Source organism: Nonomuraea sp. NPDC001636 (genome assembly GCF_040298265.1).
In the GTDB taxonomy this organism is placed as follows: Bacteria; Actinomycetota; Actinomycetes; order Streptosporangiales; family Streptosporangiaceae; genus Nonomuraea.
Genome location: NZ_JBEOZT010000004.1, coordinates 23134 through 45943, shown reverse-complemented (window position 1 = coordinate 45943; position 22810 = coordinate 23134). Strand labels below are relative to the sequence as shown.

The following is a 22810-nucleotide window of genomic DNA, read 5'->3' as shown; positions in this document are numbered from 1 at the left end:
GTCTCCTGAACCGTCCCCCCGGGAGGAGAGACCGTTGTTCACCACCAGGCCCGAGCTGACGGGCGACTTCGGCATGGTCGCCAGCACCCACTGGCTGGCCTCGGCGGCCGGGATGGGCGTGCTGGAGCGCGGCGGCAACGCCTTCGACGCGGCGGTGACGGCCGGGTTCGTGCTCCAGGTCGCCGAACCGCACCTGAACGGCCCCGGCGGCGAGGTGCCGATCCTGCTGTGGAGCGAGGAGGAGCAGAAGGTGTCAGCGATGTGCGGCCAGGGCGTGGCCCCCGCCGCCGCGACCGTCGAGCGCTTCGCCGCGATAGGGCTGGACGTCGTCCCCGGCACGGGTCTGCTGGCGGCGACGGTGCCGGGCGCGTTCGGCGGCTGGATGTCGCTGCTGGAGCGCTGGGGCACCTGGTCGCTGGCCGAGGTGCTGGCCCCGGCGATCCACTACGCCGAGCGCGGCGTGCCGGTGCTCGACCGGATCGCCGCCACGATCGGGACGGTCGAGGAGCTGTTCCGGCACGACTGGCCCACGTCGGCGGCCACCTGGCTGCCGGACGGCCGGGTGCCCGCGCCCGGTTCGAGGCTGGCCAACCCGGTGCTCGCGGCGACCTACCGCAGACTCGTCGCCGAGGCCGAGGCCGCATCGGCCACCCGCGAAGGTCAGCTCGCCGCCGCCCGGCAGGCCTGGTACGAGGGTTTCGTCGCCGAGGCCGTCGCCGGATTCAGCACCGGCACCGCCTGGCGGGACAGCTCGGGCGAGGTCCACGGCGGCCTGCTCACCGGGGACGACCTGGCCCGCTGGTCCGCCACGGTCGAGGAGCCGGTGAGCTTCGACTACCGCGGGCACACCGTGTACAAGACAGGGCCTTGGGGGCAGGGGCCGGTCTTCCTGCAGCAGCTCGCCCTGCTGTCCGGGTTCGACCTCGACGCCGCCGGCTTCCTGGACGCCGACTACGTGCACGTGGTGACCGAGGCGGCCAAGCTCGCCTTCGCCGACCGCGAAGCCTGGTACGGCGACGCGGACGTCCCCATGGCCGACCTGCTGAGCGCGGCGTACAACGAAGAGCGGCGGCGGCTGATCGGGGACGAGGCCAGCCTGGAGCTGCGGCCGGGCGCGCCCGGCGGCCGGGAGCCGCGGCTGCCGGTCCTCCCGCCGGGCACGGCGGCCGTCTCCCCCGCGATTCCGGCGCCCGTGCGTCCGGGCATCGGCGAGCCGACGGTCGCCCGCCACGACGCACCGCCGACCGGCCGCCCGCGCCCCCTGACCGGCGCCGGTGAGCAGACGGTGACGCCGGACGGCGCGGTGCGCGGCGACACCTGTCACGTCGACGTCGTGGACCGGTTCGGGAACATGGTCTCGGCCACGCCCAGCGGCGGCTGGTTGCAGAGCTCCCCCACGATCCCCGAGCTGGGTTTCTGCCTGGGCACCAGGGCGCAGATGTTCTGGCTGCAGGAGGGGCTGCCCGCCTCGCTGCGGCCCGGCGCGCGCCCGCGCACCACGCTGTCGCCGTCGTTCGCCACCCGGGACGGCAGGCCGTGGCTGGCGTTCGGCACGCCGGGCGGCGACCAGCAGGACCAGTGGAGTGTCAACTTCTTCCTGGCCGTCGTGCACGGGCGGTTGAACCTCCAGGAGGCGATCGAGGCGCCCATGTTCCACTCCGCGCACATCCCCAGCTCGTTCTTCCCGCGTGGCTCGCGTCCCGGGGTGCTGCACGTCGAGGGGCGGCTCGACCCGGGGGTGGTGACCGAGCTGCGGCGGCGTGGGCACGAGGTCGAGGTCGAGGGGCCGTGGTCGCTCGGCAGGCTGAGCGCGGTGGCCCGCGACGGCGCCTTCCTGCGGGCCGCCGCCAACCCCCGCGGCGCCCAGGGCTACGCGGCGGGCCGATGACCAGCAACCGCACGCCCCGCCTGAACGCGAGAACGCCCCCTGACCGCACGTCCCGCCTGAACGCGAGAACCACCGCCGACCGCACGTCCCGCCCCAAGGCGGGGATCACCACCGACCGCGCGTTCCTCTCCCAAGGGAGGACGACCACCGACCGCGCGTCCCGTCCCAAGGCGAGGGCCGCCACCGACCGTGCGTTCCGGTTGGGGGTGGGGTGGTGACGGTTGGGGAGTTTGTCTTTCTGGTGGGGGCCGGGTTGCTGGCGGGGGTGGTCAACGCTCTGGCCGGGGGCGGCACGCTGATCTCCTTCCCGGCGCTGGTGGCGTTCGGCTACCCGGGCGTCACGGCGTCGGTGACCAACGCGGTGGCGCTGTGGCCCGGCTACCTGGGCGGCGTCGTCGGCTACCGCGCCGAGCTGCGCGGGCAGCGGCGCCGGGTGGCGGCGCTGTCGGCCGCCACCGTGGCGGGCGCCGTGGCGGGCTGTTCGCTGCTGCTGCTCACGCCGGGCCGGCTGTTCGACGCGATGGTGCCGTGGCTGGTGACCTTCGCCAGCCTCGCGCTGCTGGCCCAGCCGTGGCTCAAGGACCGCTTCGGCGGCGCGGCCGGGCAGCCTCCGAGCAGGCTGGCGTACGCCGGGGTGTTCCTGGGTGGCTGCTACGGCGCCTACTTCAACGGCGGGATGGGCGTGCTGCTGCTGGCCGTGCTCGGCATGTTCCTGCACGACGACCTGCACCGGGTCAACGCCGTACGGGCCGCGTTGTCGCTGGTCGTCAGTACGGTGTCGGTGGTGGCGTTCGCGCTGTTCGGCCCGGTGGAGTGGCAGGCCGTGGCGGTGGTGGCGCCGGCCAGCCTGGCGGGTGGCTTCCTCGGCACCCGCGTGGCCCGGCTCATGCCGCCGAACGTGCTGCGCGGCGTCGTCGTGACCTTCGGCCTCGGCGTGGCGGCGGCGCTCGCGCTGCGGTGAAGCAGCGTCGAACGGGCGGTTCAGGCGACGGTGGCCTCGATCAGGTCATCGACCACGTCGGTCAGGTCGTTGCCCCGGGCGTGCACGCGCCGCTGGCGCACCGCCCCGGAGCCCTTGCTCAGCAGCCGTTCCAGGCCCTCCTCGATGAAGGTCAGGTCGCCGGCCTCGGCCAGCGCGGCGCTCACGTGGCCGAACAGCCGGCGGGCCATCACCGTGGCGGGCACGAGCGTTCCGTGCCGCACGTCGAGGCTGTCGCCGACCAGGCCGTCCCGGGCGGCCCGCCAGTAGGCGGCCCGCAGCACCTCCGACGGGATGGGCAGCCCGCGGTCGCCGCGCGCCACCTCCCGCAACGCGGTCACGACCAGGGCCCGGATCAGGCCGATGATCGTCAGGCTGTCGCTCACGTCGAGCGGCACGTCGGCCACCCTGATCTCGACCGTCGGCAGACTCGGCGACGGACGGGTGTCCCAGAAGACCGTCTTGGGGTCCATCAGCGCGCCCGACTCCGACAGCGCACGCAGCGCCAGTTCGTAGTCGCCGAACGTCGGGAAGTACGGCGGCGCCCCGGACACCGGCCACCGCCCCCAGCTGATCACCCGCCAGGACGCGTAGCCGGTGTCGCGGCCCACGAAGAACGGCGAGTTGGCGGCCAGCGCGATCAGCGTCGGCAGCCAGGGTCTGAGATGGTTGCCGACGTAGACGGCGATCTCCTCGTCCGGTACGTCGACGTGCACGTGCAGCGCGCAGATGCTGATCTCGTCCTGCAACGCCCGGTAGAGCTCCTTGCCCTGCTGATAGCGGTGGTCGTCGGTGAGCGGCGGCGGCATGACGTTGCCGAGCACCGGGATGCCGCTGGCCACGACCGCCAGGCCGCAGGACCGGGCCGCCTCGGCCACCTCCTTCCGTGCTGCCCGGAGCTGGGAGCCCAGCTCACTGAGGTCGGCGGAGGGCGGCGTACGGGCCTCCACCTGGAAACGGGTGATCTCGTGGGCCACGTCGAGCATGTCCGTCGCGGCGGCCAGGACCTCGGCCGCCCGGGGGGACACGTGGCGGGTGCGGGGATCGACGACGAGGTATTCCTCTTCGATCCCGATCAACGGAACCATGCACACCTCGCTGGGGGAGTCCGAAGAGCCTCCGCCACAGGTTGTGCCCGTACCGCCGCCGGGGGAAAACCTGGCTAGAAGGGGGCAGGACCGTACAGGGCGGCCGGGGCGCCGGTGGACATGGCCCAGTAGCGGTCGCCGTACGACCAGTGCCACCACTCGGTCGGGTAGTTGACCAGGCCCACGGGCTCCAGGGCGGCGGCCAGGATCTTGCGGTGCTCGCGGGCCTGCGCCGGGATGCCGGCGGCGGCCGTGTAGCAGGCGCCGCCGCTCTCCTCGGGGTTGTCGTTGACCTGGGTGCCCATGTCGTACTCGGTGCCGTCGGGGGCGCACAGGGTCAGGTCGACGGCGGCGCCGGCGGTGTGGGGGGCGACCTCGACAGGGGACACATAACGACTCGCCGCGATATAGGACTCGTCAGGCGTCATGTCGGGATAAGTGGTGAGGAGCTGCGCGCGGTACCCCTCGAAGATGCGCCGCTGCGTGGCGATGGGCCGGTATCCCTCGACGATCAGCAGGTGGAAGCCGTCGGGCAACGAGCTCTCGGCCCGCTCCAGCCGGTCGAGCAGCCCCGCCCGCAGGTGCGCGTACGCGCCGTCGGCGTCGGCCATCCGCGTGTCGACCCGCAGCCGCCCGCGTACGTCGGCCAGCGGCTCACCGCACTCCCGGACGGGGACCGCCGAGACGCGCGGGTCGGAGATGAGGACTACGTCGGTGTCGAGCTGCCACATGGGCAGAAATTCTCACACAGTGTCGGAGAAAACCTGCTCCCGGGCCTGCTCCAGAGCCGCGACCAAGGCCCCGCGCAGCACCGCGTTGCCGGTCACCTTGGTGGTCACCACGGTCGGCTGGCTCGGGCACACGCGGGCCACGGCCTCCTCGACCTTGGCGGCCAGCCGCTCGCCGCCGGCCCGGCCGACGTCGCCGCTGAGCACGATCAGCCCGGGGTCGAGCACGACGGCCACGGCCGCCGCGCCCACGGCCAGGCGGCCAGCCACCTCGTCCAGGTAGTCCTCGTCGCCGTTGCGGACCAGGTCGGGCACGGTGTAGCCGATCACGCCGTGCTCGCCGGCCAGGCCGCGCAGGGCGTCGTGGCCCACCAGGCGCTGGAACGAGCCCGACTGCGGCTGCGAGACGTCGGCCGGCAGCGGCTCGCCCGGCACCGGCAGCCAGCCGATCTCGCCCGCCCCGCCGGTGATCCCGCGGTGCAGCCGCCCGCCGAGCATGACGCCGAGGCCCTGACCGACGCCGGCCCAGATGACCACGAAGTCGTCGTGGCCGACGGCGGCGCCGTAGCGGCTCTCGGCCAGGGCGACCAGGTTGACGTCGTTCTCTATCGTCACCGAGCCGCCGAGGGTCTGGCGCAGGCTGGCCAGCACGCCGACGTGCCAGTCGGGCAGGTCGTAGGACCAGCGCACGTCGCCGCTGCGGGGATCGACGACGCCCCGGGTGCCGATGACGAAGGAGCGGAGCTGGGAGAGCTCGACGCTGGCCGTGGCGCAGGCCCGCTGGACGGCCGAGTGAACCGCCTTGACCGGATCGCGGGCGTCGGACGGGTTGACCGTCACCTCGACCACGATTTTACCTGTGATGTCCGCCACACCGACAGTGAGGCTGTCGGGCAGCACCTCCAGCCCGGCGACGTACGCGCTCGACGGAACCACTGCGTACAGGGCGGCGTGCGGACCCCGGCCGCCGGCGCGCTCGCCCGCGACCTCCACCAGGCCCCGTTCTTCGAGTCGAGCCAGCAGCTGACCTGCGGTTACCTTGGATAGCCCCGTTCGCTCCCCCAGTTCGGCGCGGGTCAGCGGACCGTCCGCGAGGAGGAGTTCAAGTGCCGAGCGGTCGTTCAACCTGCGCAGCAGCCGGGGGATCCCCGGGCTTCGACTCATTACCGCACCCCTCTCGTCACGAATGGCTAACGAGCGTTTCTTTTAAGAAAGTTTCTTGTTAGTTTAACAGCGTCGTTCGGCATTTGACGATCAGCCTGGTGCGGACCGTAGGCCAGCACCCGGGAAGGGAGAACCCTGTGAGGATCGCGAAGATCACAGCCACTACGGTCACCACGGCCGCCCTGGCCCTGGGCCTGGCCGCCTGTGGGTCCAGCGAGGAGCCGAAGCCGTCGTCCAGCGCGGCCGCCCCCGCTTCCAGTGGCCCGAAGTTCGCGGGCAAGACGCTCAGCGTGTGGCGTCTGGGCGACAGCAACCCTGCCGCCGCCAAGTACATGGAAGAGCTCGACGCCGAGTTCAAGAAGCAGACCGGCGCCGAGGTCAAGCTTGAGTGGATCCCGTGGCCGCAGGTGGCGGACAAGTTCGCCGCCGCCGCGACCGGCACCGGCCCGGACGTGACCGAGATCGGCAACGACCAGGTCCCGATGTGGCAGAGCCAGGACGCGCTCACCCCCATCACCGACATCGCGCGTGAGGGCGACCGGGCCCAGATCCCCGAGAACCTCTACGGCTACGAGACGGTCGACGGCGAGATCTACGGCATCCCGTGGGGCGCCGGCGCCCGCGCGGTGCTCTACCGCAAGGACTGGTTCGCCGACCTGAAGATCGAGGTTCCCAAGACCTGGGACGAGCTCGTCGCCGCGGCCAAGAAGATCCAGAAGGCGAAGGGCGCCGGCGTCGACGGCTTCGCCTTCAACGGCGGCTCCGACGCCAACCACCTGCTGGCCGCGTTCGCCTGGTCCGAGGGCGGCGAGTTCGCCGTCAAGGAGGGCGACAAGTGGGTCGGCAAGCTGACCGACCCCGGCTTCCAGAAGGGCTTCGAGACCTACACCGGTCTGGTCACCGGCGGCCTGTCCAGCAAGGCGAACCTGACGCTGAACACCGTCGACATCCGCAAGCGCTTCGCCAACAACAAGGTGGCGATGTACCTCACCGCCGGCTGGGACCTGCCCGGCATCGAGGAGGACTCGAAGGGCAAGCTGAAGGGCGACAAGCTCGGCTTCTTCCCGCTGCCCGCCAAGACCGGCGGCCTGGCCCCGTCCTTCTTCGGCGGCAACGACATCGCGCTGTGGGGCGGCACCAAGGAGGCCGACCTCGGCAAGGAGTACATCAAGCTCGCCACCAGCAAGACCTGGGCCGACCGCTACGCCAAGGAAGGCGGCCTGCTGCCGGTCTACCCCGACACCCTGGCGGCGCTGAACGAGGACCCGGCGCAGGGCCCGTTCGCCCAGGCCTTCGCCAAGGCCAAGGCGTTCCCGGCCGACCCGAACTGGGCCGAGGCCGACGCCACCAAGGCCGTGCTGCAGAACGCGGCGCGCGCCGTCATCGAGGGCAAGAAGGACACCACCACGGCTCTCGCTGACGCCAACAAGGAACTCGAAGAGATCCTGAACCAGTAACGATGGCGAACACGACTACGGTCACCCGGGGCAGGGGCTCGTCCCCCGCCCCGGGGCGCCGCCGTAAGAAGGGCGGCGGGCCCGTCAAGGCCACCGGGATGCCCACGTGGAGCATCCCGTACGTGCTGCTCATCCCCGGTCTGCTGGTCATCGCGGGACTGCTGCTGTACCCGATGTTCCAGCTCGGCGTGATGGCCTTCCAGAAGGTCGGGCTCGCGCAGATCAGGGGGAGCAAGCCGGCCGAATGGGTGGGCCTGGACAACTTCAACAAGGTCCTCTCCAACGACATCTTCTGGTCGGCTCTGCGCAACACCGTGGTGTTCGCCTTCGTCGCCGTCAGCCTCACGTTGATCGTGGGCACCGCGGTCGGCGTGCTGCTGAACAAGCTCGGCAAGAAGATGTCCCTGTTCGTGGTCATCGGGTGCATGTTCGCCTGGGCCGTGCCGCCGGTCGCGCAGGGCGTCATCTGGCGCTCGCTCTTCGACGCCGAGTCCGGCATCGTGAACTGGCTGCTCAACCTGCTGCCCGACTGGCTGGCCGCGCCGCCCGCCGGTCAGCGGGACTGGACCGGCACCCCCTGGCTCAACGACACCTTCCCGCTCTACGTCGCGCTGATCGTGTGCGTGGTGTGGGCCGGGTTCCCGTTCATCGCGGTCTCGGTGCTGGCCGGCCTCAAGGGCATCCCGTCCGAGCTGTACGAGGCGGCCAAGGTCGACGGCTCGGGGGCGTGGCGGACGTTCAGGAAGATCACCCTGCCGCTGCTCAAGCCGGTCTTCGCCGTCCTGACGATCCTGTCGATCATCTGGGACTTCAAGGTCTTCAGCCAGCTCTACGTGCTGATGAACGGCCCGACCAACCGCGACGGTTTCAACCTGTCGATGTACGCGGTCGCGGAGGCGTTCAAGCCCCCGCAGAAGCTGGGCACGGGCGCGGCGATCTCCATCGTGCTGACGATCATCCTGCTCATCATCACCGTCGCGTACGTCCGGCAGATCGTGAAGCAGGAGGAGATGTGAACGCGCTGGCCCGCAAGAAGCTCGGGAAGATCCTCCTGAACACGGCCGGTGTGCTGGTCTTCCTCTACGCGGTCTTCCCCGTCTACTGGATGGTCTCCACCGGCTTCAAGGAGAACGACCAGATCTTCACGACGGAGTTCATCCCGTTCCCGACGCACTTCACCTTCGACCACTTCGCGCGGGTGCTGACCGAGGGCGTGGCGAACAACTCCATCTGGCTCTACATGCGCAACAGCGCGATCGTGGCGCTCGGCACCGTGCTCATCGGCTCGGTCTTCGCGCTGCTGTCGGCCACGGCCATCGCCCGCTTCCGCTTCAAGGGACGCGGCACGTTCCTGGTCATCCTGCTGATCGTGCAGATGTTGCCGGCCGAGGGCCTGCTCATCCCGCTGTACATGATGGTCAAGCGGGTCGGCCTCGGTGACCAGCTCATCGGGCTGATCATCACCCAGGTCGCGCTGACGCTGCCGTTCGGCATCTGGATGTTGCGCACGTTCGTGGCCGCGGTGCCGCGGACGCTGGAGGAGGCGGCCTGGATCGACGGCGCGAGCCGCCTGACCACGTTCTGGAAGGTGCTGTTCCCGCTGGTCGCGCCGGGGTTGGTGGCCACGAGCATCTTCTCGTTCATCACCGCCTGGAACGATCTGGTGTTCGCCCTCTACCTGATGTCGGGTTCCGAGGGCTACACGATGCCGGTCGCCCTGCAGTACTTCTTCGGCCAGAAGGGCGTCGACTGGGGCGCGATCATGGCCGGTTCCACCCTGATGACCCTTCCGGTGGTCGTCTTCTTCCTGCTGGTACAACGCCGCATGGTCGCCGGTCTCACCGCCGGGGCCGTGAAGGGGTAACAGGCACTGATCCTCGTACGGCTCGGCTGGTCCGGGCCGTACCCGATCGTGCCGTCATTCAAGTGATGAGGAGCCATGAGTCAGAGTGATCGGGGGCTGCGTCGCCTCGCGGCCGGCACGCTGCTCGTCGCCTTCCAGGGCACCACGGCGCCCGACTGGGTGCTGCGTGAGCTGGACAACGGCCTGGGCGGCGTGACGCTCTTCGGGTTCAACGTCGCCGGTCCCGACCAGGTCAGGTCGCTCACCACGACGTTGCGCGCCTCGGCCGAGCCCGTCATCTCGCTCGACGAGGAGGGCGGGGACGTCACCAGGCTGGCCTACCACGTCGGCAGCCCGTACCCCGGGAACGCGGCGCTGGGGGCGGTCGACGACGTGGACCTGACCTGCCGGGTCTACGCGGCGATCGGGTCCGAGCTGGCCGCGTGCGGCATCAACCTGGACCTCGCGCCGAGCGCGGACGTCAACACCGAGGCCGACAACCCGGTGATCGGGACCAGGTCCTTCGGCGCCGACCCGGCGCTGGTGGCCAGGCACACGGTCGCGGCGGTCAACGGCCTGCAGTCGGTGAACGTGGCCGCCTGCGTCAAGCACTTCCCCGGCCACGGCGCCACCCGGGTGGACTCCCACCTGGCCGTGCCCGTCGTGGACGTCGGCCTGGACGTGCTGCGCGCCCGCGAGCTCGCGCCGTTCCGTGCGGCCATCGAGGCCGGCGCCAAGACCGTGATGACCGCCCACGTGGCGGTTCCGGTGGTGACCGGGGACACTCCGGCCACCCTGTCACCCGCCGCTCTGACCGGGCTCCTCAGGGGCGAGCTCGGCTACGACGGCGTGGTGATCACGGACGCGCTGGACATGCACGCGATCACCAAGAGCGTCGGCCTGGCCAACGGCGCCGTGCTCACGCTCGCGGCCGGGGCGGACCTGATCTGCCTCGGCCCGATCCCCGGCGAGGACGACGTCCAGCGGGTCATCGGGGAGATCGTGGCCGCGGTGACCGAGGGCCGCCTGCCGGCCGCCAGGCTGGAGGAGGCGGCCGACCGCGTGGGGGCGCTGCGGGCCTGGTTCGGCACGCCCGAGGTGATCGCGGCCGAGCAGAACGGGGTCGGCCTGCACGCCGCCCGCCGCGCCGTACAGCTGACCGGCGAGACGGAACCCCTGGTGGAACCCCTGGTGATCGAGGTGGACACCCCGCCCACGATCGCCGTCGGGAACGTGCCATGGGGGGTCGGCCCGTGGCTGCCGGACGCCGAGATCGTCCGCGTCGAGCCCGCGGCCGCCGACGTCCCCGCCCTGCTGGCCAAGGCCGTGAACCGGTCGCTGGTCATCGTGGTGAAGGACGCCCACCGCTACCAGGAGAGCCAGGAACTGGTCTCCGCTCTGGTGGCGGCCCGCCAGGACGCGACGGTGATCGAGATGGGCCTGCCCGTCTGGCGGCCCGACAGCGCCGCCTATATCGCCACGTACGGGGCGGCCAGGGCCAACGCCCAGGCCGCCGTGGAACTGATCACCGCCTGAGGCGGACAGCCCAGGCCCGCCGGATCAGGGCGTGAGGAGCTCTTCGCGCGCCTGGTCCAGGGCGGCCAGCACCGCGCCGCGCAGCACCGGGTTGGCGTGGGCGACCGCCGTGGTGACCACCTGCGGCCGCACCGGGCAGATCCGCGCCACGGCCTCCTCCACCCTGGAGGTCAGCGCGGATCCCCCGGCGTGGCCCACCTCCCCGGCCAGCACGACCAGCCCCGGGTCGAGGATCACGCAGACCGCCGCCACGCCCAGCGCCAGCCGGTGGGCGATCTCGTCGAGCATCGGCTCGCCGCGGGACCCGGCCGCCACCGCGACCTCGACGCACTCGCCGGCGCTCTCGGCCGTGAAACCGTAGCCGCGGGCCAGCTCGGCCACCGCCTCGGCGCTCACCAGCGACTGCAGGCCGCCCGCCAGCGACGGCAGCCGGCCCGGCTTGGTGCGGATGTCCTCCGGCAGCGGCACGCCGGGCACCGGCAGGTAGCCGATCTCCCCCGCGCTGCCCGAACGCCCCCGGTGGAGCTTGCCGCCCAGCATGACGGCCATGCCGAGGCCCCGGCTGGCCCACACCAGCACGAAGTCGTCAACGCCCTTGGCCGCGCCGTCGGCGTACTCGGCGATGGCGGCCAGGTTCACGTCGTTCTCGATCGTCACCTCGCGCCGCAGGTCGCCGGCGAGCGCCTCGTGGATGCCCTCGTGCCAGCCCGGCAGGTCGAAGGAGAAGCGCACGTCGCCGCTGCGCGGATCGACCACGCCCGGGGTGCCGATCACCACGCCGCGCAGCTTGGCCAGGCTGACCTTCGCGCTGCGGCACGCCTTGACGATCGCGCCGTGCACGGCGGCCACCGGGTCGTCGTGGCCGCCGGGATCGACGGTGACCTCGGCGATGGTGCGGCCGTGGATGTCGGCGACGGCGGTGGAGATGAGCTCGGGCCCGACCTCCAGACCGGCCACGTACGCGCTGGAGGGGATGACCGAGTAGAGCGCCGCGTTCGGCCCCCTGCCGCCCGCCTGCGCGCCCACCACCTCGACCAGGCCGCGCTCCTCCAGCCGCGCGAGCGTCTGGGAGGCGGTGACCTTGGACAGACCGGTCAGGTCGCCGATCTGCCCCCTCGTCATGGGGCCGGTGGCCAGCAACAGCTCCAGTGCGGCCCGATCGTTGATCTCCCGGAGAAGTCTGGGCACACCAGGACGACGCTCCACGCTGATTCCCACCGTCAATTCGAAAAGGTTGTTGGAAGTTTAGCGTCCCAGCCCTTGCATATCATCGGAGCCGAACACGAGGATGCCTCATGACAATCCCCCGCGGCCCGGCGATCATGCTCGCGCTGGGCCTCGTGCTGCTGCTGGACGTGTTGAGAGTCTTCCTCCCGTCGCTGATCACCCTGTTCGGCCGGGCGGGCGAGACGCCGCCGGAGCTGATGGGCCTCTACGCCGCCGCCTGGTTCATCCTGCCTTTCCTCGCGCTGTTAGCCAAGCCGCGCCACGCTCTGCTCGGCGGCGCCGCGGCGCTGGTCCTCACCAGGATCCTGCTGCAGGCGGGCGTGAGCCAGCTCTACGTCGCCTCCGCCGGCGTCACCGCCGGTCTGGTCTTCCTGTACGGCTGCGCCCACACCGTCCCGCGCCGGGCGGTCCCCGTCGGCGTGATGGGCGGGCTGAGCCTGTCGCTGATCGTCCACCTGCTGCTGGACGGCGTGGATCTGGTCTGGCGCGACGGCCTGGTCCCGTGGCTGGCGGTGCTCTGCGTCTGCGCCGCCTTCCTGAGCCTGGTCCGCCCGCCAGCCGCCGAGGTGGACCGCGCGCCCGCGCTGACGTGGTTCCTGCTCGGCCCGGCGATGCTGCTGACCGGCGTCGCCGCCACGGGCTGGGCCAAGCCCGAACAGAGCCCGACCGACCTGTGGCAGATGCTGGCGGGCACCGGCCTGCTCGCCGCCGTCCTGGTCATGGCCGTTGTGCAGGCCGCCCGCCCGCCGCTGTCGCCGGTCTTCGATCTCATCATCGGGGTCCTGCTGGTGGCCTTCACGGTGCTCCTCACCCTGTCGGCGCCCTACGTCGCCGTGCTGCTGATCGGCTGGCTCGGCGCCCTGCTCGCCGGAACCGCGCGGCCCGACTATCCGGCCGGGCGACGTCCTGGCGTGGCCGTGCTCGGCGGCGGGCTGGTCTTCTTCGTCGGGCTGTTCGTCTACTACGCGGCCTACGACATGAACCTCGGCTTCCCCAACGGCCAGATCCTCGTGGCGGTGGCGGTGCTGGTGGCCGCCCTCAGCGTGATCACGGCCCTGGTCCGGCACTCGCCGCCGCCGGCCGGGCCGGTCCGCCTCAACTGGCTGCCGCCGGCCGTCGCCGTCCTGCTGGTGGGGCTCGTCACGCTCGGGGCGCCGTCGGCGCCGCCCGTACGGGCCAAGCAGGGCGACACCTTCACCCTGATCGCCTACAACATCCGCATGGGCTACGGCCTGGACGGCCGCCTGTCGCTCGACAAGATCGGGACGTGGGCCGCCGCCCAGAAGCCCGACGTCGTGCTGCTCAGCGAGGTGGACCGCGGCTGGCTGCTCAACGGCGGCCACGACGACCTGGCCAGGATCGCCCGCCGCCTCGGCATGCGCTACCACTTCGCGCCCGCCGCCGACCAGGTGTGGGGCGACGCGCTGCTCACCAACCTCCCGGTCAAGCAGGTGCACTCCCACCCGCTGGGCGCCCACGACTACCCGACGGGGGCGCAGGCCCAGACGGTCGTCCTGGAGGTCGGCGGCAGGGAGGTGGGCATCGTCAACACCCATCTGCAGGCTCCCGAGGGCCAGGCGCCCGAGGTCGCCGCGATCGCCCGCGCCCTGGCCGCCGGCCGCGACGCCGACGAGGCCGGGCACAGCGCCGCCGGAGCCGGGGAGCAGGTGAGGCGACCGGTGGTCCTGGCGGGCGACCTCAACACACGGCCCACCGATCCGGCCATGGAGGTGCTGAAGGCGGCCGGTCTGAGCGACCCGCTGACCGCGTTCGGGGACCCGCCGACCTCGCCCGCCGACGCCCCCAAGGAGCGCATCGACCACGTGCTGCTCACCAAGGGATTGACCGCGATTTCGGCGCAGGCGCCGCGCTTGCCGTATTCGGATCACCTGCCCGTTCTGACGACCTTGCGCCTAACCAGTGTTGACCAGGAGGGATAATCGAGAACATGCGCCTTTCCGCTCGTGTCGACTACGCCCTCCGTGCCGCCGCTGAACTCGCCGCAGCCGGCGCGGGTCCGACTACCGTGGGTGAGCTCGCCAAGGAACAGGACATGCCTCCCAAATACCTGGAGAACATCCTGCTCCAGATGCGCCGCGCCGGCCTCGTGCGCGGCCAGCGGGGTCCCGAGGGCGGCTACGTGCTGGCCCGGCCCGCCGCGAACATCTCGCTCGCCGACGTGATCAGGGCCGTCGACGGGCCGCTGGCCAACGTGCGCGGCGAGCGTCCCGAACACGTCGGCTACCGGGGTCCGGCCGAGTCGTTGCAGCAGGTGTGGATCGCGTTGCGGGCCACCGAGCGGGCCATCCTGGAGGAGGTCACGCTCGAACAGGTCGCCACGGGCAGCCTTCCCGAGCGCGTCCGCCAGCTCGCCGCCGACCCCGCCGCCTGGGACTGACGACCACCGGCCGGCCTGGCGGCGGGCGCCCTCGGGCCCGTGGCCGCCGTCCCGGCCGGGAGGCGGGTACCTAGACTGGAGGGATGCCCGAGGGAGACGCCGTCTACCGCACCGCGGCGCGCCTGCGCGGCGCGCTCGACGGCCGCGTGCTGACCAGGTCGGACTTCCGCGTCCCGCGGCACGCCACCGCCGACCTGAGGGGCCGTGCGGTGCTCACCACCGTCTCCAGGGGCAAACATCTGCTGACCCGGGTCGAGGGCGGCCTGACCGTCCACACCCACCTGCGCATGGACGGGAGCTGGCGGGTCATGCCCGCGGGGCGGCGCACGGCCGGCGGCGACCAGGTGCGGCTGATCCTGGCCAACGCGGAGTGGCAGGCGGTGGGGATCAAGCTCGGCATGGTCGACCTGGTCACGACCGCCGACGAGGGGCGCCTGGTGGGGCACCTGGGGCCGGACCTGCTGGGCGCTGACTGGGATCCGGGCGAGGCCGCGCGAAGGCTGCGAGCGGCACCGGACAGGACGATCGGCGAAGCGCTGCTCGATCAGCGCAACCTGGCGGGGATCGGCACGATCTATCGCGCCGAGACCCTGTTCCTGCGCGGGATCTGGCCGTGGCGGAAGGTCGGGGAGATCGAGGATCTCGAAGGGCTCGTCACGCTGGCCCACCGGCTGCTGGAGGCCAACAAGGGGCATGGCGGCACGGTGACGACAGGTGATCGCCGCCCGGCGAACCAGACCTGGGTCTACGGCAGGGCAGGGAGACCCTGTCGCCGATGCGGCACGCGCATCAGCCGCGGGGAGATGGGGGCACAGCCACAGGAAAGGCTGATCCTGTGGTGTGGTGGCTGCCAGCCGCGTTAGGCCGCCACCATGTCCTTGACCTCGGGGAACACGGTGTCGCCGATCGAACCGGGAACCGTCTCGGCAAGAGGCAGGCGCTCGTGCTCGGGCATGTCGGCCAGAACAGGCGCGGCCTGGAGCTCCGCCAGCGCGAACTGGTCGGAAACCTCACGCAACACCTGCGAGAGCGGCACACCGAGGGCACCGCAAATGGACGCGAGCAGCTCGGACGAGGCCTCCTTCTGGCCACGCTCGACCTCGGAAAGATAACCGAGCGAGACACGCGCCAGCGTGGACACCTCGCGTAGCGTGCGCCCCTGACGCACCCGCAACCGCCTCAGCACGTCACCGAGCAGCTGACGCAGCAGAATCATCTGTCGCTCCCTCCCCGGCGTGGATGTCTTCACCACGCCCCGCGCGATCGGATCGTGCCGCACATTGGTCTTCTTGGCTTCGTACATACTCCTCGCCGTCATCATGGGGCGTCGCCGCCCCGGGTCTGCCGCTCGTGCCTGGTCGCGCGACTCATCAGGCCCGCCTGCCGGGCGCTCGGTGCTTGCAGTTGGCTCACGGACCTCACTCACAGCTCCACCGTACCCGTATCCACCGACACCGCGTCAGACCGTGCTTCGCATGTTCGCTCGGGACGTAACACGGTAATCATCCGGAATGTTCCCCTTTGTTGGCCTTCAGCACACCTGCGAGGAGATCGACTGCCTCGTGCACCGTCCTTACCCGGATACGTTCGCGCGACCCCTCAAGGCTCAACGCACGCACCAGGTTCTCCCCGTCCGGGCCGTGGACCGCGGCGTACACCAGGCCCACGGGCTTTCCGTCCTGTGGTTCGGGGCCGGCCACACCCGTCACGGCCAGCCCGTATCCCGCCCCGCACACCCGGGCGACCCCTTCGGCCATCGCCGCGGCCACCTCGGGATGCACGGCCCCCTCGCGGCTCAGCAGCTCGCCGGGCACGCCCAGCAGATCGTGCTTGAGATCGGTGGCGTAGGAGATCACCCCGCCCCGGAACGCCTTGGACGCCCCCGGGACCGACGTGAACGCGGCCCCGATGAGCCCGCCGGTCAGCGACTCGGCCACCGCCACGGTGGCGTCCTGCCGCACCAGCAGGGCCAGAACCTCGGCCACGTCCGCCATCGCTCAGCTCACTCCCCACGCGCCCGTCTGGCCACCTGGCGCAGCTTGACCGCCCGTACGAGATAGTCGACGCCCGTCGCGACGGTCACGGCCAGCGCCGCGCCCATCACCACCCATCGCAGCGGGTCGGGCACCCCCGGCAGGATGTAGAGCACGATGGCGGCGATCTGCAGCACGGTCTTGACCTTGCCGCCGTAGCTGGCCGGGATGACCGCGTGCCGCAGCAGGACCAGCCGGAGCAGGGTGATGCCCAGCTCGCGGCCCAGGATCACGATCGTGACCCACCACGGCAGCTCGTCGAGGATCGACAGGCACACCAGCGCCGCCCCGGTGAGCGCCTTGTCGGCGATCGGGTCGGCGATCTTGCCGAAATCGGTGATCAGCCCGTAGCGGCGGGCCAGCTCGCCGTCGAGATGGTCGGTGATCGAGGCGACCCCGAACACCCCCAGGGCGGCCAGCCGCCAGCCGGTGCCGGGCAGGAACAGGCATGCGACGAAGAAGGGGACGAGCGCCAACCGGAGGACCGTGAGGACGTTGGCGATGTTCCACGGGCTTACCACGCGGCGCTCGTCCCTGGTCATGGACTGGCCTTGATGCGCGCGATCAGGTCAACCCCCTCGGCGTCGACCACGACCGCGCGCACGATCTGTCCCTTGACCAGGCCGATGCCCTGGACCGTCACCGAGCCGTCGACCTCCGGGCCCTGGTGGGCGGCCCGGCCCTCGTAGCCGCCGTCTCCCAGGTCGTCGTCGATGAGCACGTCGACCTCTGTGCCGATGCGCTCCTCCGCGCGCTGGGCGGTCAGCTCCTCCGCCAGCTCGGTGAGCACGCGCACGCGCTCGTCGATGACCTCCTGGTCGAGCTTGCCCGGCAGGTTGGCCGCCTCCGTGCCGTCTTCGTCGGAGTAGCCGAACACGCCGATCACGTCGAGCCTGGCCTGCTCCAGGAAGCCGACCAGCTCGCCGAACTCCTCCTCGGTCTCGCCGGGGAAGCCCACGATGAAGTTGGAGCGTACGCCCGCCTCGGGAGCGCCCTTGCGCACGCTCTCCAGGAGGCCGAGGAAACGCTCGGGGTCGCCGAAGCGGCGCATCCGGCGCAGGACGCCGCCGCTGGCGTGCTGGAAGGACAGGTCGAAGTAGTCGGCCACGCCCTCGGTGGCGGTGATGACGTCGATCAGCCCCGGCCGCAGCTCGGCGGGCTGCAGGTAGCTGACCCGCACCCGGTCGATGCCCGGCACGGCGGCCAGCTGCGGCAGCAGCTTCTCCAGCGCCCGCAGGTCGCCCAGGTCCTTGCCGTAGGAGGTGGAGTTCTCCGAGACCAGGACGAGCTCGCGCACGCCGCGATGAGCCAGCCAGTCGGCCTCGGCGAGCAGCTCGTCGGGGTTGCGCGAGACGTAGGCCCCGCGGAAGGCCGGGATGGCGCAGAACGTGCAGCGCCGGTCGCAGCCGGAGGCCAGCTTGAGCGAGGCGACCGGGCTCTCGTCGAGGCGCTTGCGCAGCACGCGCGGGCCGCTGGCGGGCGCGAGCCCGTCGGGCAGCTCGCCGTGGCCCGGGATGCCGGTCTTGGGCGCGCTGCCGCGCTCGACCGGCGAGATGGGCAGCAGCGTGCGGCGGTCGCGCGGCGTGTGCGGCTTGAGCGGACGCCCGGCCAGCACGTCGTCGAGCCGGCCGCCGATCTCGGTGTAGTCGTCGAAGGAGATGACGGCGCTCGCCTCGGGCAGTGCCTCGGCCAGCTCGTTGCCGTAGCGCTCGGCCATGCAACCCGCGGCCACCACCTTCGCCCCGGAGTCGGCGGCGGCGAGCAGCGTGTCGATGGAGTCTTTCTTGGCCGAGTCAATGAAGCCACACGTGTTGACGACGACGACGTCGGGGTCGTCGTCGCCCAGCTGCCAGCCGGCAGCCTCAAGTCGCGCGGCCAGCTCCTCGGAGTCGACCTCGTTGCGCGCGCAGCCCAGGGTGATCAGCGATGCGGTTCGGCGGGATGACATGGTGAACACTACGGTATCGGGAGTTGGCCACCACCTGATGCACGGCCTCCCCGCCGGACTACCGCGGAGGCGTCGCGTCGAGACCGAACGAGCGGGTCACCATCTCGCCCCGGCCCCCGAGTTTCTCCACCTTCTTGCCGTTGACCTGCAAGGACACCGCTCCGGCGTCACCGAGAAGCAGGCTGACCTTCTCCGCGGCCCGCCAGGTCGAGCTGTCTCCGGCCTTCAACATCCCGGCGAAGAGCATCCGGCCCTGACCGTCGCGCACGTTCACGTACGACGTACGCCTGGCCTCGATCTTCAGGGTGACCATGCCCTTGCCCGCTTTGCCCTTGCCCGCCGCGGCTCTGGGGCCCTCGGTGATGGGCGTGTTCGGCGGCACGCTGGGCTTGGGCGTGATGGCGTGCACGTCGGCGGTGCGCACCTGGTCGCTCGCGCCGCCGAGCACGCGCACCGTGCCGAACACCACCACGACGGCCAGCGCCACGCCGAGCGCCATCGTCCAGTTGGGCCCCCGGCGTTCGCGCAGGGCGAGCGTGCGGTCGGCCTGGAACACGGCGGCGGCGCGGACGGGCTGCGGCGCCCCGCCGTGTTGCTGGTCGAACAGGTGGACCGTGGCCTCGGGATCGAGCCCGACGACCTTGGCTATGGCCTTGACGTGACCGCGGGCGTAGAACGCGCCCCCGCACTGGTCGTAGTCCTCCTGCTCGATCCGGTTGATGATCGTTTCTCGGATCCGGGTCGCCGCGCTGACCTGCGCGACCGTCAATCCCGCCGCCTGCCTGGCCGCTGCCAGCATGGCCCCGATGCTCTGTTCCTGCACAGCGAACGCCTCCCCACCACGACAGTGCGTAGTGGTTCATATTCAATCAGTTATCGCCGTGGACCCGTGCATTGGGGTCATTCGCCACGCAGGTCGGCCAGCAGGCCGGGCAGATCGTCCGGTTTCACCAGCACTTCCCGGGCCTTGGAGCCTTCGCTGGGGCCCACCACGTTGCGGCTCTCCAGCAGGTCCATCAGCCGTCCGGCCTTGGCGAAGCCGACCCGCAGCTTGCGCTGCAACATCGAGGTCGAGCCGAACTGGGTGGTCACGATCAGCTCGGCGGCCTGGATCAGCAGGTCGAGGTCGTCGCCGATCTCCTCGTCGATCTCCCGCTTGACCGGCGCGGCGGCCACGTCGTCGCGGTACTCGACCTGCATCTGCTCCTTGCAGTGCGTGACGATCTCGGCGATCTCCCGCTCCGAGACGTACGCGTTCTGGATCCGGATGGGCTTGCTCGCGCCCATCGGCAGGAACAGCGCGTCACCCTGGCCGACCAGCTTGTCGGCGCCCGGCTGGTCGAGGATGACCCGCGAGTCGGTCAGCGACGACACCGCGAAGGCCAGCCTGGACGGCACGTTGGCCTTGATCAGGCCGGTGACGACGTCGACCGAGGGCCGCTGGGTGGCGATCACCAGGTGGATGCCGGCCGCGCGGGCGAGCTGCGTGATGCGCACGATCGAGTCCTCGACGTCGCGCGGGGCCACCATCATGAGGTCGGCCAGCTCGTCCACGATCACCAGCAGGTACGGGTACGGCTGGTAGACCCGCTCACTGCCCGGCGGCGGCACGAGCTTGCCCGCGCGCACGGCCTTGTTGAACTCGTCGACGTGCCGGAACCCGCTGGCGGCCAGGTCGTCGTAGCGGCGGTCCATCTCGCCCACGACCCATTCCAGGGCCTCCGCGGCCTTCTTCGGGTTGGTGATGATGGGCGTGATGAGGTGCGGGATGCCCTCGTAGACGCTGAGCTCGACGCGCTTGGGGTCGACCAGCACCATGCGCACCTCGTCGGGGGTGGAGCGCATGAGGATGCTGGTGATGAGGCCGTTGACGCAGACCGACTTGCCGGCGCCGGTCGCGCCCGCGATGAGCAGGTGGGGCATCTTGGCGAGGTTGGCGACGATGGTCCGTCCCTCGACGTCCTTGCCCAGGCCCACGATCATCGGATGGTGGTCGGCCTGGGCCACCTGGGAGCGCAGCACGTCGCCGAGCGCGACCAGGTCCTTGTCGGCGTTGGGGATCTCGACGCCGATCGCAGACTTGCCGGGGATGGGAGACAGGATCCGGACGTCGGCCGACTTGACGGCGTAGGCGATGTTCTTGGTGAGGGCGGTGACCTTCTCCACCTTGACCGCCGGGCCCAGCTCGATCTCGTAGCGGGTGACCGTCGGGCCGCGGGTGAAGCCGATCACCTGCGCGTCGATGGCGAACTGCTCCAGCACGCTGGTCAGCGCGTTGACCACGGTCGTGTTGGCCTTGGTCTGCGGCTTGGGCGCGGTGCCGGGCTTGAGGAACTGCAGGTCGGGCAGGCTGTACGGCCCCGCCTGCGGCGACAGCACGAGCTGCTCGACCTTGCGCGGCGCGGGCGTGGGGTCCGGCGGCTCCGGCGGCTCCGGCCTGCGCTCCGGCACGGACGGCTCCTCGTCCGCGGGCCCGTCGACGAGCCCCGGCACGATCTCCGGCGAGTGGTCGGCCAGCTTGTCCTTCTCGGCGATGACCGGCGTGTCGTACGGCTTGACCGTCTCGGCGCCCTCGGCCTCCGCCTTCTTGGCCCGCGGCCGGCGCTTGGCGGGTTCGAGCGGCGCGAGCGGCTCGGCGTGCCGCTCGAACAACATGTGCCGCAGCTCCGACAGCCGCTCGGGGATGCGGTGGACGGGCGTGGCGGTGATCACCAGCACGCCGAACCCGGACAGGAGCAGCAGCAGCGGAATCGTGATCCAGGACGGCAGGATGCTCATCGGCGGCGCCGACACGATGAACCCGATCATGCCGCCGGCGGCCGACACCTTGTCCATGCCCTGCCCCTGGCCCGCCGGGTAGGGGGTGTCGTTGGCCACGTGGATGACGCCGAGCACGCCGACCATGAGCGCGCTCCACCCGATGACCATGCGGCCGGTGTCGGCGTTCTGGTCGGGGTGGCGCAGGTAGCGCCAGGCCAGCAGGCCGAGCAGCAGCGGCAGCGCCCAGGCCAGCGAGCCGAACACGGCGTGCACGACGGTGTTCACGACGCCGGAGACCGTGCCCTCGGGGTTGCGCCAGGTCATCGCGGCCAGCACGATCGCGCCGGCCAGCACCGACAGGCCCACGCCGTCGCGCCGGTGTGCGGGGTCGAGCTCGCGGGCGTTCTTGCCGAGCGCGCGGGCGGTGCTGCCGATGCCGTTGGCGAGCAGCATCCACAGCCCGACGATCAGCTTGCCGATCATCGTGAAGACCCAGCTGATCGGGTCGGGATGGGTCACGGAGGACTTGCGGCCGGAGCTCGCGGCCTTCGCCCTCGGTCGCCCCGCCGCCGTGGCCGGCCGCTTCGCGGGGGTCGATCGAGGCGAGGTCGACCGCTTCGCCGGCCCCTTCGATGCGCTTTTCGGCGTACGGGTGGCCATGATGCCAAAGGTACGTCGGAGACGGCGTCGCACGCGCGGAGACGCGCCGTGCGCCCGAAATGTCCTACTGTATTCATATAGATGGCTGATCACGTTCAGTGGCGTCGTGGATCGTCCGCAGTGATGACGTACACGCTGATCCATTCGCGCCCGACGGCAGCGTGCTGATGCTGCACCACCACCCGCCGATCCCGAGCGTGCCGCCCCCTCATGGACGGCATCGGCCTGCGCGAGCCCGAACGGCCGGCCCGCGTGCCGCGGGGACGGACGTGCGGCTCGTGCCGTTGTCGGCCGCGCCGCCGGTCCACGAGCTGGACACCGAGGTCCTGCTCAGTCATATCGGGTGACGAACGAGATCATGTCGCCGCGGCAGCGCCGCTCGACATGACACAGGGGCTGCCCGTCGTGCGTGAGCAGCCCCTCCCGCACCAGCACCGCCTCGCCCGCCTGCATCTCCAGCATGCTCTGGTCGTGCAGGTCGGCGGGCTCGGCCGAGATGGCGTGCCAGGCGTAGCGGTAGGCGTGCCCGGCGGCCTCCAGCGCGGCGAGCACGCCCGCCCTGGCGTCGAGGCGCAGCCCGGCCAGCTCGGGGGCCAGGCGGTAGCGGCTGAGCACGCAGGGCCGCTCGGCGTTGCGGAGCAGGGTGGTGATCTCGTGCACGACGCCGCCGGGCAGCCGCAGGTGACCGGCCGCCACCGGATGCGCCGCCTCCGCGCGCTCCACGACCCGCTCGCCGCCGGCGAACACGCCCGCCATGCCCGCGATGTCGGAAGGGCGGTGCCGGCGCGTCTCGGGGTCGACGGAGACCTCGATCCGGCGCGGCGCCCGCCTGACGAAGCTCCCGAGCCCCTGCCGGGTCTCGACCAGGCCCGCCTTGCGCAGCTCCACCATCGCCTGGCGGGCGGTCAGCCGGTGGACGCCGTAGCGCTCGGCCAGCGCGTCCTCGGTCGGCAGGCGCTCGCCCGGCGCCAGCTCGCCCGACTCGATGGACCTGCCGAGGACTTGGGCGATCTCCCGGTAGCGGGCTTGTCGTGGCACGTGAACACCTTAAGGTGCCGCAGGGTTCATCCCCCGGCCACATGCGGGCAGCCTTTCCACAGA

The 22810-nt window shown here is 71.4% G+C and carries 20 protein-coding genes; 9 read left to right on the top strand and 11 right to left on the bottom strand.

Annotated features, from left to right (window positions below; translation table 11 throughout):
* Positions 1 to 73 precede the first annotated feature (73 nt).
* Together ABT158_RS09950 and ABT158_RS09945 are read left to right on the top strand one after the other, a co-directional pair.
* Positions 74 to 1888: a gamma-glutamyltransferase family protein gene (locus ABT158_RS09950; RefSeq protein WP_352352798.1), complete on the top strand. Its 1815-nt coding sequence runs from the start codon at positions 74 to 76 to the stop codon at positions 1886 to 1888.
* 241 nt (positions 1889 to 2129) lie between these two features.
* Complete coding sequence (locus ABT158_RS09945; RefSeq protein ID WP_352352387.1) at positions 2130 to 2849, top strand: sulfite exporter TauE/SafE family protein; 720 nt, start codon at positions 2130 to 2132, stop codon at positions 2847 to 2849.
* A 20-nt stretch (positions 2850 to 2869) separates the two neighbouring features.
* Here ABT158_RS09945 and ABT158_RS09940 read toward each other — a convergent pair whose 3' ends face one another.
* The 3 genes from ABT158_RS09940 to ABT158_RS09930 all read right to left on the bottom strand — a co-directional run bounded on the left by ABT158_RS09940 (position 2870) and on the right by ABT158_RS09930 (position 5847).
* On the bottom strand, positions 2870 to 3955 hold the full coding sequence (locus tag ABT158_RS09940) for a carboxylate-amine ligase (RefSeq protein ID WP_352352386.1): 1086 nt from the start codon (positions 3953 to 3955) through the stop codon (positions 2870 to 2872).
* 74 nt (positions 3956 to 4029) lie between these two features.
* Positions 4030 to 4686, bottom strand: a complete 657-nt coding sequence (locus ABT158_RS09935; protein ID WP_352352385.1) for a M15 family metallopeptidase — start codon at positions 4684 to 4686, stop codon at positions 4030 to 4032.
* 12 nt (positions 4687 to 4698) lie between these two features.
* The gene (locus ABT158_RS09930; RefSeq protein WP_352352384.1) at positions 4699 to 5847 is read right to left on the bottom strand and encodes an ROK family transcriptional regulator; all 1149 of its coding nucleotides are present in this window, start codon (positions 5845 to 5847) and stop codon (positions 4699 to 4701) included.
* A 137-nt stretch (positions 5848 to 5984) separates the two neighbouring features.
* Here ABT158_RS09930 and ABT158_RS09925 point away from each other — a divergent pair, with 137 nt between their 5' ends.
* The 4 genes from ABT158_RS09925 (at position 5985) to ABT158_RS09910 (ending at position 10683) form a co-directional block, all read left to right on the top strand.
* Positions 5985 to 7304, top strand: coding sequence for an extracellular solute-binding protein (locus ABT158_RS09925; RefSeq protein WP_352352383.1), 1320 nt, complete (start codon positions 5985 to 5987; stop codon positions 7302 to 7304).
* A gap of 2 nt (positions 7305 to 7306) precedes the next feature.
* A complete protein-coding gene (locus ABT158_RS09920; protein WP_352352382.1) occupies positions 7307 to 8320 on the top strand; it encodes a carbohydrate ABC transporter permease in 1014 nt (337 codons plus the stop codon).
* A complete protein-coding gene (locus tag ABT158_RS09915; RefSeq protein WP_352352381.1) occupies positions 8317 to 9168 on the top strand; it encodes a carbohydrate ABC transporter permease in 852 nt (283 codons plus the stop codon). Before ABT158_RS09920 ends, ABT158_RS09915 begins: the two co-directional genes overlap by 4 nt.
* 75 nt (positions 9169 to 9243) lie before the next feature.
* Positions 9244 to 10683 (top strand): glycoside hydrolase family 3 protein, encoded by a 1440-nt coding sequence (locus ABT158_RS09910; RefSeq protein ID WP_352352380.1) that lies wholly within the window; start codon positions 9244 to 9246, stop codon positions 10681 to 10683.
* Between the two features lie 24 nt (positions 10684 to 10707).
* On the opposite strand, the gene ABT158_RS09905 is transcribed toward ABT158_RS09910, so the two are convergent.
* Complete coding sequence (locus tag ABT158_RS09905; RefSeq protein ID WP_352352797.1) at positions 10708 to 11889, bottom strand: ROK family transcriptional regulator; 1182 nt, start codon at positions 11887 to 11889, stop codon at positions 10708 to 10710.
* An 89-nt stretch (positions 11890 to 11978) separates the two neighbouring features.
* On the opposite strand from ABT158_RS09905, the gene ABT158_RS09900 reads away from it, so the two are divergent.
* The 3 genes from ABT158_RS09900 (at position 11979) to ABT158_RS09890 (ending at position 15171) form a co-directional block, all read left to right on the top strand.
* A complete protein-coding gene (locus ABT158_RS09900; RefSeq protein WP_352352379.1) occupies positions 11979 to 13850 on the top strand; it encodes an endonuclease/exonuclease/phosphatase family protein in 1872 nt (623 codons plus the stop codon).
* Between the two features lie 8 nt (positions 13851 to 13858).
* A complete protein-coding gene (locus ABT158_RS09895; RefSeq protein WP_352323159.1) occupies positions 13859 to 14308 on the top strand; it encodes an RrF2 family transcriptional regulator in 450 nt (149 codons plus the stop codon).
* 83 nt (positions 14309 to 14391) lie between these two features.
* Positions 14392 to 15171: a DNA-formamidopyrimidine glycosylase family protein gene (locus tag ABT158_RS09890; RefSeq protein WP_352352378.1), complete on the top strand. Its 780-nt coding sequence runs from the start codon at positions 14392 to 14394 to the stop codon at positions 15169 to 15171.
* On the opposite strand, the gene ABT158_RS09885 is transcribed toward ABT158_RS09890, so the two are convergent.
* From ABT158_RS09885 to ABT158_RS09855, 7 genes are all read right to left on the bottom strand, one after another.
* Positions 15168 to 15524, bottom strand: a complete 357-nt coding sequence (locus ABT158_RS09885; protein WP_352323171.1) for a helix-turn-helix domain-containing protein — start codon at positions 15522 to 15524, stop codon at positions 15168 to 15170. The two genes, ABT158_RS09890 and ABT158_RS09885, sit on opposite strands and share 4 nt — an antisense overlap.
* A 286-nt stretch (positions 15525 to 15810) precedes the next feature.
* Complete coding sequence (locus ABT158_RS09880; RefSeq protein ID WP_352352377.1) at positions 15811 to 16302, bottom strand: CinA family protein; 492 nt, start codon at positions 16300 to 16302, stop codon at positions 15811 to 15813.
* A gap of 8 nt (positions 16303 to 16310) precedes the next feature.
* Complete coding sequence (gene pgsA / locus ABT158_RS09875; RefSeq protein WP_352352376.1) at positions 16311 to 16883, bottom strand: CDP-diacylglycerol--glycerol-3-phosphate 3-phosphatidyltransferase; 573 nt, start codon at positions 16881 to 16883, stop codon at positions 16311 to 16313.
* Positions 16880 to 18289: a 30S ribosomal protein S12 methylthiotransferase RimO gene (gene rimO / locus ABT158_RS09870; RefSeq protein WP_352323163.1), complete on the bottom strand. Its 1410-nt coding sequence runs from the start codon at positions 18287 to 18289 to the stop codon at positions 16880 to 16882. Before rimO ends, pgsA begins: the two co-directional genes overlap by 4 nt.
* A gap of 58 nt (positions 18290 to 18347) precedes the next feature.
* Complete coding sequence (locus ABT158_RS09865; RefSeq protein ID WP_352352375.1) at positions 18348 to 19112, bottom strand: helix-turn-helix domain-containing protein; 765 nt, start codon at positions 19110 to 19112, stop codon at positions 18348 to 18350.
* 77 nt (positions 19113 to 19189) lie between these two features.
* A complete protein-coding gene (locus ABT158_RS09860; RefSeq protein ID WP_352352374.1) occupies positions 19190 to 21709 on the bottom strand; it encodes a DNA translocase FtsK in 2520 nt (839 codons plus the stop codon).
* A gap of 330 nt (positions 21710 to 22039) precedes the next feature.
* On the bottom strand, positions 22040 to 22747 hold the full coding sequence (locus ABT158_RS09855) for a GntR family transcriptional regulator (protein ID WP_352352373.1): 708 nt from the start codon (positions 22745 to 22747) through the stop codon (positions 22040 to 22042).
* Positions 22748 to 22810: the final 63 nt, after the last annotated feature.